Here is a 12,996-nt window from a genome sequence, read left to right on the forward strand (position 1 = left end):
ATGAAACCCGCGGCGGCAGCCGCAAGCATCACGCTCAGCGTCGTCCTGCTGGCCGGCGGCACCGCCGTGGCCCTCGCACCGGCCGCGTCCGCGGCCACCGCCGACACCGGGACGCCCACCGCTCCGCCCGCGCCGCCGGGGGACGGGGGCGCGAGTCCGGGGGCGGGTGGGGGGATCGACGCGGGTTCGCCGAACCTCCGGCTGCCCGAGGGGTCGAAGCTCGCACCGGCGAAGGTGCTGGACATCGTGTCGGTGTCGGACGAGTCCTCGGTTGCCGCGGACCAGCCGGAGCAGCGCGAGGAGACGTCGAACGCGACGGTCACCTACGCGCTCCAGTCGGAGGTCGCCTTCGCCAAGAACAGTGCGAAGCTCTCGGCCGCGGCGACGTCCCGTATCCAGGCGATCGCCGCGGACATCAACACGCGGCACGTCACGTCACCCATCCGTGTCTTCGGATTCACCGACGACCTGGGGAGCAGCGAGCACGGCGTGACGCTGTCGCGACAGCGCGCACAGGCCGTCTACCAGGTGCTGGCCGCGGCGCTGAACAGCGCCGGTGACTCGTCCCACACCTTTCAGGTCCGCGGCTACGGCGAGGACTATCCCATAGCGGACAATTCCACCGAAAGCGGCCGCCAGCAGAACCGCCGAGTGGAAATCACCTTCACTCCTCCTGCCGCGTAACGTGCGGGATGCGGGCCGAGACGCGGTACGGTGTAACTCCCCCCCTCGGGCCGGTTCGCTCTCCCCCCCTGCGAACCGGCCCGTTTCTCTGCCCGCGGCCCCGCTGCCGCTCCCGCCCCGCCCCCCAGCCGAGGGCCGCCCCCTCAGCCGAAGGCCGCCGCCCGCAGCGGGCGGTACGCGAGGCCCAGGGAGCGGTAGAGGCGCAGCGCCGCGGTGTTCTCGTCGTCGACGACGAGTGCGGCCGTGCCGTACGCGGCCAGCGCCTCGGCCAGCACGAACGCGCACACCCGGCGGCCCAGCCCGCGCCCGCGCGCGGCCGGAGCGGTGGCGACGCCCGCGAGCAGGCCCACGGTGGGGGCGCACCACGCGAGCGCCGCGACGGCCAGCGGCTCGCCGGAGTCCTCCGCCGGGACCCCCGCCCAGCGGTCGGCGGCGCCGGGGCGGCCGGGGTAGGCGTAGGAGTCGGGGAAGGCCCGGTCGAGCAGCGCGGTGACGGCGGGCGCGGCGGTGGGCGGCAGCCAGTGCGCGGAGCCGTCCGGCGGGACGGCGGGGGAGCCCGAGCGGTGCATCCAGCCGAAGCCGGAGGTGGGGCGCAGGGCGGGCTCGGCGTGCACGAGGGCGTCGACGAGGCCCCGGTCGCCGAACAGGCGGTAGCCGCGGCCGATCTCCGCGACGACGTCCTGCGCGAGGGGTATCGCCTCCGCGGGCGGCCCGGTCACCACGAGCCGGTCGTGCATCGACAGCCCGGGCGCGGCGACCGCGACGGCCGCTCCCCGCCGGAACACCCGCGCGGTCTCGCGGTCGCGTGCCGCCCAGCGGCACAGCTCGTCGTCGGAGGGAAGCGGGTCGTACGGGGCGATCTCGTCTGTGACGGCCGTTCCGGCGGCCGGTCCGATGTGCATTCTGCATGCCTATCAGCCGGGCGGGGGAACGCGCACGACGGTTTGCCGCAACGTGAGGAAGCGGTAACCGTCAGTGTCGCTGATCGTCAGTCCGCCCCGCGGCCCCGGCATCCGCTGCCGGCCCCTCTCCGACCTCCACCACCTCCACCCGCACCCCGCGCCGCACGCCCCACCGGGCGAAGGCGCCCGCCTCCGCCTCCAGGACGTGCCGGCCCAGCAGCCGCGGGCGGCCGACGCGGCCGGGCGGCATCGTGCGGACGGCGAGCACCCGCAGCCGGCGGTCCAGGTAGGCGACGTCGATCGCGAAGCGCATCCGCACCGTGTGCACGCTCGACGCCGGGGTGAGCAGCAGCGCGCCCTCGATGCCGTCGGCGCCGAGCAGGCCGCGGGTGCGGGCGCGGTAGGAGGCGGCGACGCGCAGCGGCACGTCGGCCTGCGGGGTGCGCAGGATGGCGGCGCCGTCGCGCCAACGCCGGTGCATGGGCCCTCCCTCGGACCGCCTCCCGCCCCGGGCCCCGTCCTTCGGGGAAGGCCGCCCTGTCCCCCGTTCTGCGGGGAGGGCCGGGCGTGTACGGTCGGCGTTCGTGCATGTCTATCCGATCGTGGCCGCGGCCGTATGGGGAATAGCCAGCGGGCTGCTGCTGCCGCGGGCGGCGCACCGGCTCGCGGTGCCGTCAGGGGAGCCGTGGGCCGCCGGCTGCAGGGCCGGGCACCCGCTGCCCGCCGGGCCGCGCGGCTGGGTGGGGCCCGCCCACTGCGCCGGGTGCGAAGGGCCCGGGCGGGTGTCCGCCGCGGGTCTGGTCCCGGCGGTGCTGGGCGGCGCGCTGTGCGCGGGGATCGCGGCGGTGGCCGGGGCGCACCCGGAGCTGGCGGTGTGGCTGCTGCTGGTGCCCGCCGGGCTGGCGCTGGCGCTGGTGGACCTGCGGGTCTTCCGGCTCCCCGACGTCCTGACGCTGCCCGCGCTGGGCGGTACGGCGGTGCTGCTGGGCGGCGCGGCGCTGCTGCCCTCGCACGACGGGTCGTGGACCCGGGCGCTGCTGGGCGGCGCCGCGCTCGGCGTCCTCTATATGGTGCTCTTCCTCATCAACCCGGCGGGCATGGGCTTCGGCGACGTCAAGCTCGCCCCCACGCTGGGCCTGGCCCTCGGCTGGTACGGCTGGACGGCCGTCGTCCGAGGCACGCTCGCGGCCTTCCTGCTGGGCGCGGTGGTGGGCGTGGCCCTCCTGGCCACGGGCCGCGCGCATCGCAAGACCCCGATCCCCTTCGGCCCCTTCATGCTCGCCGGCGCCGCAGTGGCGCTGCTCCTGACCTGACGCCCGCGGGGCACGGACAGCCCCCGCGGCACGGACAGGCCCCGCGGGGCACCCCCAGGGGCACCCCGCGGGCCCGGGCGTCAGCCCCAGAGGTTGACGCCCGCGGGCTCGACGGCGTGGCGGTCGATCTCCGCCAGCTCCTCTGCGGTGAGCGGCGCCGCGCCGACCGCGGCGACGTTCGCCTCCAGCTGGGCCACCGACGACGCGCCGATCAGCGCGGACGTGACCCGCGGGTCGCGCAGCACCCACGACAGCGCGAGCTGCGCGAGCGACTGGCCGCGGCCGGACGCGACCTCGTCGAGCGCCCGCAGCCGCGCGATCGTCTCGTCGTTGACGAGCGCCGGGTCGAGCGACTTGCCCTGCGCCGCACGCGAGCCCTCCGGGATGCCGCCGAGGTAGCGGTCGGTGAGCAGGCCCTGGGCGAGCGGCACGAAGCCGATGCAGCCCATGCCCTCGTCCGCCAGGACGTCGAGCAGGCCGTCCGTCTCGATCCACCGGTTGATCATCGAGTACGACGGCTGGTGGATGAGCGCGGGCACCCCCATGCCGCGCAGGATCCGCGCGGCCTCCCGGGTCTGCTCGGGGCCGTACGACGAGATGCCGACGTACAGCGCCTTGCCCTGCTGGACGGCGGACGCGAGCGCGCCCATCGTCTCCTCCAGCGGGGTCTCCGGGTCGAAGCGGTGGGAGTAGAAGATGTCGACGTAGTCCAGGCCCATCCGGCCCAGCGACTGGTCGAGCGAGGCGAGCAGGTACTTGCGCGAGCCCCATTCGCCGTACGGGCCGGGCCACATGTCGTAGCCGGCCTTGGTGGAGATGACCAGCTCGTCGCGGTAGGGGCGGAAATCCTGGGCGAAGAGCGTGCCGAAGTTGGCCTCGGCGGCGCCGTAGGGCGGCCCGTAGTTGTTGGCGAGGTCGAAGTGCGAGACGCCGAGGTCGAAGGCGCGGCGCAGGATCGCGCGCTGCGAGTCGAGGGTGCGGTCGTCGCCGAAGTTGTGCCACAGGCCGAGCGAGATCGCGGGCAGCTTGAGCCCGCTGCGGCCGGTCCTGCGGTACTCCATGTCGGCGTAGCGCTCGTCGGCGGCGCGGTAGAGGTTTCTGATGTTCACAGGTTCTCCTTATCACGACCGGTTTAACCGCTTACTACACGGTGTCCCCTGGTCGTACGTGCCGTGCGGGGGCCGCGGCCGCGCCGCCACCCGGTTCGTCCGGACGGCCTTTCGGGCAGTACCCTGGCGCCCGGCGACGATGCGCAGGAGGGGCTGGTACGCGATGAAGCTGCGCGACCTGGTGTACGGGCTGTACTCCCGCAGGGTGGAGCGCCGGCTCGACGTCGAGCAGGCCCCCAAGCACATCGGTGTGATCCTCGACGGCAACCGGCGCTGGGCGAAGGCGGCCGGCGGCACCGCGGAGCAGGGCCACCAGGCCGGTGCGGACAAGATCGCCGAGATGCTGGGCTGGTGCGAGGAGACCGGTGTCGAGGTGGTCACGCTGTGGCTGCTGTCCACCGACAACTTCGACCGCCCGCAGGAGCAGCTGGTCCCGCTGCTGGGCATCATCGAGGACTGCGTCGCGGGCCTGGCGGCGACCGGCCGCTGGCGGGTGCACCACGTGGGCACGATGGACCTGCTGCCGGACCGTACGGCCGCGGTGCTCAAGGAGGCCGAGCAGGACACCCACGGCATCGACGGCCTGCTGGTCAACGTCGCCGTCGGCTACGGCGGCCGGCAGGAGATCGCCGACGCGGTCCGCTCGCTGCTGTACGAGCACGCGAGCCGCGGCACCACGATCGAGGACCTCGCCGAGATCCTGGACGTCGAGCACATCTCGGACCACCTCTACACCCGCGGCCAGCCGGATCCCGACCTGGTGATCCGCACCTCGGGCGAGCAGCGGCTGTCCGGTTTCATGCTCTGGCAGAGCGCGCACTCCGAGTACTACTTCTGCGAGGTCTTCTGGCCCGCGTTCCGCAAGGTGGACTTCCTGCGGGCGCTGCGCGACTATGCGGCGCGGCATCGCCGCTACGGTGCGTAACCGGCGAGCGCCGCTGCGCTGACCTGGACAAAAAGGGCTGTTGCGGTCGGGACGTGCGGAGTTACCGTGACTTCTGTCGCGACCGTCCCGGCGCCGCGGCGCCGAGGAGCGGACCGTGACCGGATCATGACCGTCGGATGACTGTCATATGCATCCGCATGGGTACCGGAATTCCAGGGCATACCACTGGCAGACCGGCATCCGGCCCACGGCTGCCGGATTGCAGCCTCACCTCTCCCCGAGGGGGTTCGTCCACACGTGGTGACCAGCAAGAATCGCCGTGTTCACGACCGGCGCACGTACGTACTCGACACCAGCGTGCTGCTCGCAGACCCCAATGCCTTCACCCGCTTCGACGAGCACGAGGTCGTGCTCCCCGTCGTCGTGGTGACGGAGTTGGAGGCCAAGCGCCACCACCCCGAGCTGGGGTATTTCGCCCGCCAGGCCCTGCGGTATCTCGACGAGCTGCGGATCCGCCACGGACGGCTGGACGCGCCGCTCCCGATCGGCGACTTCGGCGGCACGCTCCGCGTCGAGCTGAACCACTCCGACCCCGGGGTCCTCCCCGCGGGTTTCCGGCTCGGCGACAACGACTCGCGGATCCTCGCCGTCGCCCGCAACCTCCAGGCCGAGGGGTACGACGTCACCGTCGTCTCCAAGGACCTGCCGCTGCGGGTCAAGGCGTCCTCCGTCGGCCTGCTGGCCGAGGAGTACCGCGCGGAGCTGGCGATCACCTCCGGGTGGACGGGCATGGCCGAGCTGGTGGTGGGTGCCGAGGACGTGGACGCGCTGTTCGCGCAGGAGTCGATCGTGCTCCCGGAGGCGGCCGAACTGCCCGTGCACACCGGCCTGGTGCTCCAGTCCGACCGCGGCAAGGCGCTGGGCCGGGTCACCGCCGAAGGGCGTGTGAAGCTCGTGCGCGGCGACCGGGAGGCGTTCGGCATCCACGGCCGCAGCGCCGAGCAGCGCGTCGCGCTGGATCTGCTGCTGGACCCGGAGATCGGCATCGTCTCGATGGGCGGCCGGGCCGGCACGGGCAAGTCCGCGCTCGCGCTGTGCGCGGGCCTGGAGGCCGTGCTGGAGCGCCGCCAGCACCGCAAGGTGATGGTCTTCCGGCCGCTGTACGCGGTGGGCGGCCAGGAGCTGGGCTATCTGCCGGGCACCGAGGCCGAGAAGATGAGCCCGTGGGCGCAGGCGGTCTTCGACACGCTGTCCGCGGTCAGCTCCAAGGAGGTCATCGAGGAGGTGGTGGCCCGCGGCATGCTGGAGGTGCTGCCGCTCACCCACATCCGCGGCCGCTCGCTGCACGACGCGTTCGTGATCGTCGACGAGGCGCAGTCGCTGGAGCGCAACGTGCTGCTGACGGTGCTCTCCCGTATCGGCTCCGGCTCGCGGGTCGTCCTGACCCACGACGTGGCGCAGCGCGACAACCTGCGGGTGGGGCGCTACGACGGCGTGGTGGCCGTGGTCGAGAAGCTCAAGGGGCACCCGCTGTTCGCCCATGTGACGCTCTCGCGTTCCGAACGGTCCCCCATTGCCGCCCTCGTGACGGAGATGCTGGAGGACGGCGTCGGCTGAGCCGCCGCGGTGGAACGGGGGCCGGTAGGGCCGTTGGTCCCGTTCGGTCCGCATCTGAGGGGAAGTGAAGCTGCTGCGTCCCGGAACGAGGGGCGCAGCAGCTTAGCGTTTCACCGCTTCGGCGTCCGAGAATCGGCGCACATTAGCCGATGTGAGCTTTGCCACTCAACCGGAAATTGCCGCGCGGCGTCTGCGTACGGCAGGGTGTGAGGCTGTCAGGCCCCGCTCATGGCACGCCCTTACCCCTCGGGGAACGGGTCAGCACCACCGGACAAGTCAACATCGACCGCCATGAGCCGCCCGAGCACCACGCGAATCCGCTTCGGACTTCGCACCGGGCCAGACCCCCGTGACCGACCCGGCCCGTACGGCGGACCGGATGAGGGGGCAGCGCCAGGGGCACGATTTCGTCCGTGCGGTCACCAAGCGGGCGATGCCGGAAGGAAACCGTGTGAGCCGGATCTCGGTCCGGGGATTCGCGGTGGCGTCAGCCACTGCGGTCACCACTGTGGGCGCCGTTGTGGGCGTCGCGTCGGGCGCCGACCAGGGCGGGTCCAACGAACCCGTCGAGGCAGCCGGGACGACGACCCTCCTTGCTGACATCCCGGCTGGACAGCAGGTCCAGCAGGCGTCGTTGACTGAGCAGGTGCAGGCCCAGTCGGACGCCGCCGACGCGCACGCGCGGCAGGGAGCGGAGCAGGCAGCCCGCGTTCAGGCGGCCAAGGACGCTGCGGCCAAGAAGAAGATCGCGGACGCGGCTGCGGAGAAGGAGCGGCTGAAGAAGCTCGCCGCAGGCAAGGGCAACCCCGACGCCAGCTTCCCGACCCAGGCGACGTACACCATCGCCGAGGTCCAGGCGATGGCCAAGCAGATCGTCGGGAGCGGCCAGTACGCCTGCTTCTCCAACATCGTGTCGCACGAGAGCGGCTGGCGCTACACGGCCCAGAACCCCTCGTCGAGCGCCTACGGTCTCGTCCAGGCGCTGCCCGGCTCCAAGATGGCCTCCGCGGGCGCCGACTGGCGCACCAACCCGGCCACCCAGATCAAGTGGGGCCTGAACTACATGAACTCGCGCTACGGCAGCCCGTGCGAGGCCTGGTCCTTCTGGCAGGTCAACCACTTCTACTAGGCCGCCGCGCCGCAGCGTACGGAATTGCGCGGAACCCCCGGGCCGTTACGGTCCCGGGGGTTCCGCGCGTCCGGGTGCGGGTCTGTCGCAAAGGCAACCCCAAGGGCAGGTAACGTCGTCCTGCACAGCGGGTCCACAACGACGTGTCGAGGGGGGCGGGGAGCGATGGCCGAGAAGCGCAACTGGAGTACCGCGCTCGCAGCCGGGCTGGCGGGACTCGCCGGCCGGCTGGAGGAGCGGCACGCCAGGGTGACCGCCCGCGAGGCCGAACACGATGCCGCACTCTCCGCCCCGGAGCCCGACCCGACTCCGGCCGCCGGCGCGGGTCCGGAAGGAGCGTCGGCCGGCCCGGAGGCCGCCTCCGCCGCCGAGCCCGCCGCAGCGAGACCCGCGGCCGCCGCGATCCCCGTCCAGCGCGCCCCCGCGGCCGCGCCGGGCGATCCGGCGGCGGTGGTGCCGTGGAGCATGCGGGTCGCCGCCGAGATCGGCTGGCGGCTGCTGATCCTGGCCGGCACGGTGTGGGTGCTGATGCGGGTCATCGGCGCGGTGCGCCTGGTGGTCCTCGCCTTCGCGGCCGCGCTGCTCATCACCGCGCTGCTCCAGCCCTTCGTGGCCCGGCTCAAGCGGCTCGGCGTGCCGCGCGGGCTGGCCACGGCCATGGTCTTCATCGGCGGCTTCATCATCATGGGCCTGGTCGGCTGGTTCGTCGTCTGGCAGGTGATGGACAACGTCGACAACCTGTCCAGCAGCCTTCAGGACGGTATCGCCGAGGGCAAGAAGTGGCTGCTCAACAGCCCCTTCCATGTCACCGACGACCAGATCAACAACATAGCGAAGAACCTGAGCGACGCGATCGGCTCCAACTCCAAGGCGCTCACCGACGCCGGGCTCGAAGGCGTCACCGTCATCGTCGACCTGCTCACCGGCATGCTGCTGGCGATGTTCAGCACGCTCTTCCTGCTCTACGACGGGCCCAACATCTGGAAGTGGGTGCTGCGGCTCTTCCCGGAGGCCGCGCGCGACGGGCTCGCCGGCGCCGGTCCGCGCGCCTGGCGGACGCTGACGCTGTACGTACGGGGCACGGTCATAGTCGCGCTGATCGACGCGATCTGCATCGGCATCGGCATCTTCTTCCTCGGTGTGCCGATGGCCGTGCCGCTCGCGGTGGTCATCTTCCTGTGCTCCTTCGTGCCGCTCGTCGGCGCGGTCGCCTCGGGCTTCATCGCCGTGGTCGTCGCCCTGGTGACGGAGGGCCCGTTCATAGCGCTCATGGTGCTCGCGGTCGTGCTCGCCGTGCAGCAGATCGAGGGCCACATCCTGCAGCCCTTCATCCTGGGCCGCGCGGTCCGCGTCCACCCCCTCGCGGTCGTCCTCTCCGTCGCGGCGGGTTCGCTCGTCGCGGGCATCGGCGGCGCTGTCGTGGCCGTCCCCCTCGTCGCCGTCAGCAACACCGTGGTGGGCTACCTCCGCGCGTACGCCCGCGACCGCGCCGCCGTCCCCGTCGCCGCTCCCGTCGAGGCCGCGCCTCCCGCCCCGGTCGAGCCCGAGCCAACCCCGGAGCCCGCCCCGGACCCCGCGTAGGGCCTGTGCCCCGGGGGCACCGCCCTACGCAGGAGGCGGGTTACTCCACGCGGAGGCCGTCCGGCCGCATCAGCCGCCAGAGGAGGGGGAGGCTCAGGAGGGTCACCCCCAGGACCACGGCGGCGCCGATCGCGGACATCGAGGCCACGCCCGCCCAGTCCATCCGGGTGGGCCGGGCGACCATCGCCAGCAGCGCGGCGCCGAGGCCGATCCCGCCGGCCACGGCGAGGGTCAGGCCGATGACGACCGGCACCGCGGTCTGCCACAGCACCGACCAGGCCAGCGCCGACCGCTTCGTGCCGAAGGCGACGAGCACCGCCAGCAGCTTCTTCCGCTCCCGCAACTGCTCCAGCATGCTCACCAGCAGGCTCGCCCCGATGAGGACGAGGGTGAGGGTCGCACCGGCGAACAGGCCCCGGCGCAGCTGGGTGTAGGCGCTCTTGGCGGTGGTGTCGCGGATGTCGCCGGCGTAGGCGTTGAGTCCGAAGCCCGCGGTGGTGTTGCGGACGTACTCGACCGCGTCCGGCGTCCGGTCGTCGAGGTTGACGAACATCTCCGCGTACGTCGTGGACAGCTGCGCCTCGTCGATGACGCCGGGGACGGTGAAGATGCCCCACATCTCGCCGCCCAGCGGGTCGGTGCGGGAGGCGACGGTGCGGGCGTCGGCCGGGATCGTCCACAGCCGCGGGCTGCCGGTGTAGGTGTCGGACTGGTCGGTGTTGAGGTCGACGCGCGCGCCGGCCTTGATGTAGTCGGCGGAGGTGTGGGTCATGTCGGCGGGCGGCGGCACCAGGTAGACGCTGTGCGGCCCGCAGTCCTTGCCGATCGCCGCGAAGTTGCGCAGGCTCGCACAGTCGGCGACGGTCAGCGACACGGTGTCCGCGTTGAGCGCGTCCCCGCTGAGCTTGTACGCCTCGGGCCGGTTGACGCTGGCGCTGGTGTAGCCGACGGCGTCGCGGACGCCCTTGGTGGCGGCGAGCTGCCGGAGGTCCTGCGCGGTGGTGCGGGGGCCCGCGCCCCAGTCGTCGACCTCCACCTGCGCGCGGGTGGTGTCGGCGCCGGTGTCGGAGACGAAGTCGCTGTCCACGGCGTGGAAGAGCATCTGCAGCGCGATGGCGCCGGCCACCGCGACCGTCACCCCGCTGACCATGCGTCCGGCCGAACCGCTGCTCAACTGGAGCCGCCGGGTGGCCAGTTGCCAGGAGACCGGGCCGCCGCGCAGCCGTCCGACGGCCGTCTCGACGAGCCACGGCAGCACCGCGGTCACCCCGACGAGCAGCATCACCGCGCCGGTCGCGACCTGGTATTCGTTGATCGACGCGTTGCCCTTGACCTTCCCGAACATCGGGGCGAGCAGCGCGAGTCCGACCGCCGGGATGGCGATCCGCCACCACACCCGGCGCCGCCGCCCGAGCCCGCCGCGGAAGACGCCGAGCGGTTCGATGGCGGTGCGCCGCAGGCTGAGCAGCGTGATGCCGACCGCCGCGGCCGGCACGGCGAGGACGATGAGCGCCGTCAGCACCGGGTTCGGTGCGAGGTCGGAGGGGAAGGCGGAGATGTCCCGGATGGTGATGTACTGCGCCAACTGCCGGGCGCCCAGGAAGAATCCGATGCCCACCAGCACCCCGAGGAGCGTCCCGAGCAGCGCTTCGCCCGCCGCGATGCGCCGGGTGGCGTGGATGTCGGCGCCGACCAGCCGCAGCGCGGCGAGCCGCCGGTCGCGGCGCTCGCCGCCGAGCCGGGTCGCGGTGGCGACGAAGACCCCGACCGGCAGCAGCAGCACGACCACCACCATGATCAGCAGCAGCGTGAAGACCGGCCCCAGCACCTCGGAGTTGCTGTGGGCGCCGTAGCGGGTCATACGGTCGGCGTTGCCTGTCCGCCCGTCCGCGTCGCGGACCACGAGCTTGTCGCTGCCCGCGTAGTAGTACAGCTCGGCGGGCCCCATGAGCCCGGCCTTGCCGATGGTGCCGGTGATCTTGTACGGCAGGCGCTCGCGCAGGATCGGCTCGTGCGCCAGCAGCTTCTTCAGCGCGGGGGAGACGGTCATCTCGCCCGGCCGCGGTATCGCCGTGAGGCCCGGCGGGGTCGGGGCGTGCGGGCCCTCCGGCTCGACGAGCACACCGGTGACCTGGTCGCCGCGGAAGGTGGTGTTCTGGTCGGCGAGCAGGAAGCTGCTGTCGCTGGGCTTGAGGTTCTCGCCGAAGGAGATGGTGTCGCGGGCGACGCGGCGCTGGTCGCGGGTGTGCATCATCGCCGGGACGGCCGCCGCGAGCAGCAGCAGCGCCACGCCGAGCCCGACGCCGACCGCGGTCAGCACGGTGCGGGTCCAGCCCTCGCGCCCGCCGCCCGCGGCGAACCGCGCGCCGAGCAGCAGGTCGTGCGCCCAGCCGCGCAGGCCGGCGCGCGGCCGGTCGGCGGAGCCGGCGGGGTCCTGCGGGGAGCGGGCGGTGGCGTCGAAGCCGGCGAAGGGCTCGCGGGGTCCTGGGGAGGCGCTCATGACACCCGGTCCAGGTCGCGCGACTTGCCGTCCCGTACGACGATCTCCCGGTCGGAGTACGCGGCCACCCGCGCCTCGTGCGTGACCAGGACGACGGCGGCGCCGGTGTCGTGCGCGGCCGCGGTCAGCAGCCGCATGACGCGCTCGCCGTTGAGGGAGTCCAGCGCGCCGGTCGGCTCGTCGGCGAAGACCACCCGGGGCCCGCCGACCAGCGCGCGGGCCACGGCGACCCGCTGCCCCTGGCCGCCGGAGATCTCACCGGGGCGGTGGCCCGCAACGTCCTCGACCTCCAGCCGCTCCAGCCAGCGGGCGGCCTCGGCCTCGGCGTCCTTGCGGCGCCGCCCGCCGAGCCGCAGCGGGATCGCGACGTTCTCCAGGCAGGTCAGTTCGGGCACCAGCTGCCCGAACTGGAAGACGAAGCCGAAGTCCGTACGCCGCAGGGCGCTGCGGGCGCCGTCCGACAGGGACGACAGCGCCTGCCCGCGGTAGCGGACCTCGCCGGAGTCGGGCCGGACGATGCCGGCCAGGCAGTGCAGCAGCGTCGACTTGCCCGAGCCGGACGGGCCCATGACGGCGACGACCTCGCCCGCCCGTACCGACACGTCCGCGCCGTCCAGCGCGGGTGTGCGGCCGTAGCTCTTGCACAGGTCGCGGGCCAGGAGCAGCGGCTCGGCGGCCGCCTGGGCGTCGTCGCCCGTGGTGGGGGAGTACGTCACCGGGTCACCTCCGCGGCGAGTTCGTCGAGCCGCGCGGCGGTCAGTTCCAGCCAGCGCAGGTCGGCTTCCAGATGGAAGAGGGCGTGGTCGCAGATGAGCTGGTCGGCGAGGTCGCCGCTGCTCTTGCGCCGGGTCAGCTCGCGCATCAGGCGCAGGTGTTCGGCGCGCTGGGTGTCCAGCAGGTCGGCGGCGGGCCGGCCGGTGAGCAGGGCCAGGACGACCTTGGTGTAGAGGGTCGTCTGGAGGTACGGCTCGGGCTTCTCGGGCTGCGCGAGCCAGGTGGCGACATCGGTTATCCCGGCGTCGGTGATGGCGTACCGCTTGCGCTCGGGCCCGCCGCCGGGCTCGATGCCGTCGACCTCGACGAGCCCGTTGCGCAGCAGCCGGGCCATGGTCGAGTAGACCTGGCCGTACGCGAGGGGGCGGTCGTGTCCGAAGCGTTCGTCGAAGGTGCGCTTGAGGTCGTAACCGTGGCGCGGGCCGGACTCCAGAAGTCCGAGCAGGGCATGGCCGATTGACATGCGAGGCACACTACACCATGCGTATACATCGTGTGTAT

12 protein-coding genes are annotated in these 12,996 nt (G+C 73.0%); 6 read left to right on the plus strand and 6 right to left on the minus strand.

Annotation, left to right across the window (positions count from 1 at the left end; genetic code table 11):
* Nucleotides 1-684, plus strand: a complete 684-nt coding sequence (locus ACH4SL_RS18300) for an OmpA family protein (protein WP_398446532.1) — start codon at nt 1-3, stop codon at nt 682-684.
* A gap of 143 nt (nt 685-827) precedes the next feature.
* On the opposite strand, the gene ACH4SL_RS18305 is transcribed toward ACH4SL_RS18300, so the two are convergent.
* Nucleotides 828-1,586 (minus strand): GNAT family N-acetyltransferase, encoded by a 759-nt coding sequence (locus tag ACH4SL_RS18305; protein WP_398446534.1) that lies wholly within the window; start codon nt 1,584-1,586, stop codon nt 828-830.
* Nucleotides 1,587-1,656: 70 nt separating this feature from the next.
* Nucleotides 1,657-2,067, minus strand: a complete 411-nt coding sequence (locus ACH4SL_RS18310) for a DUF192 domain-containing protein (protein ID WP_398446536.1) — start codon at nt 2,065-2,067, stop codon at nt 1,657-1,659.
* Nucleotides 2,068-2,170: 103 nt separating this feature from the next.
* On the opposite strand from ACH4SL_RS18310, the gene ACH4SL_RS18315 reads away from it, so the two are divergent.
* Entirely contained in the window at nt 2,171-2,899 is a 729-nt protein-coding gene (locus ACH4SL_RS18315) for a prepilin peptidase (RefSeq protein WP_398446538.1), read from the plus strand.
* Between the two features lie 80 nt (nt 2,900-2,979).
* On the opposite strand, the gene mgrA is transcribed toward ACH4SL_RS18315, so the two are convergent.
* A complete protein-coding gene (mgrA, locus tag ACH4SL_RS18320) occupies nt 2,980-4,008 on the minus strand; it encodes an L-glyceraldehyde 3-phosphate reductase (protein WP_398446540.1) in 1,029 nt (342 codons plus the stop codon).
* Nucleotides 4,009-4,171: 163 nt separating this feature from the next.
* Here mgrA and ACH4SL_RS18325 point away from each other — a divergent pair, with 163 nt between their 5' ends.
* From ACH4SL_RS18325 to ACH4SL_RS18340, 4 genes are all read left to right on the plus strand, one after another.
* Nucleotides 4,172-4,933 (plus strand): isoprenyl transferase, encoded by a 762-nt coding sequence (locus ACH4SL_RS18325; RefSeq protein WP_398446542.1) that lies wholly within the window; start codon nt 4,172-4,174, stop codon nt 4,931-4,933.
* A 258-nt stretch (nt 4,934-5,191) separates the two neighbouring features.
* The gene (locus ACH4SL_RS18330) at nt 5,192-6,511 is read left to right on the plus strand and encodes a PhoH family protein (RefSeq protein ID WP_398446544.1); all 1,320 of its coding nucleotides are present in this window, start codon (nt 5,192-5,194) and stop codon (nt 6,509-6,511) included.
* Between the two features lie 433 nt (nt 6,512-6,944).
* A complete protein-coding gene (locus tag ACH4SL_RS18335; protein WP_398446546.1) occupies nt 6,945-7,640 on the plus strand; it encodes a transglycosylase SLT domain-containing protein in 696 nt (231 codons plus the stop codon).
* Nucleotides 7,641-7,805: 165 nt separating this feature from the next.
* Complete coding sequence (locus ACH4SL_RS18340) at nt 7,806-9,221, plus strand: AI-2E family transporter (RefSeq protein WP_398446548.1); 1,416 nt, start codon at nt 7,806-7,808, stop codon at nt 9,219-9,221.
* Between the two features lie 40 nt (nt 9,222-9,261).
* Here ACH4SL_RS18340 and ACH4SL_RS18345 read toward each other — a convergent pair whose 3' ends face one another.
* Genes ACH4SL_RS18345 through ACH4SL_RS18355 form a run of 3 tightly spaced genes read right to left on the minus strand, consistent with a single transcriptional unit; the run spans nt 9,262 to nt 12,958 of the window.
* On the minus strand, nt 9,262-11,721 hold the full coding sequence (locus tag ACH4SL_RS18345) for an FtsX-like permease family protein (RefSeq protein WP_398446551.1): 2,460 nt from the start codon (nt 11,719-11,721) through the stop codon (nt 9,262-9,264).
* Nucleotides 11,718-12,437: an ABC transporter ATP-binding protein gene (locus ACH4SL_RS18350; protein WP_398446553.1), complete on the minus strand. Its 720-nt coding sequence runs from the start codon at nt 12,435-12,437 to the stop codon at nt 11,718-11,720. Before ACH4SL_RS18350 ends, ACH4SL_RS18345 begins: the two co-directional genes overlap by 4 nt.
* The gene (locus tag ACH4SL_RS18355; RefSeq protein ID WP_398446556.1) at nt 12,434-12,958 is read right to left on the minus strand and encodes a PadR family transcriptional regulator; all 525 of its coding nucleotides are present in this window, start codon (nt 12,956-12,958) and stop codon (nt 12,434-12,436) included. The genes ACH4SL_RS18350 and ACH4SL_RS18355 overlap by 4 nt, the downstream gene beginning before the upstream one ends.
* Between the last annotated feature and the right edge of the window lie 38 nt (nt 12,959-12,996).

Origin of the sequence: Streptomyces sp. NPDC021020 (assembly GCF_044333285.1) — a bacterium.
In the GTDB taxonomy this organism is placed as follows: Bacteria; Actinomycetota; Actinomycetes; order Streptomycetales; family Streptomycetaceae; genus Actinacidiphila.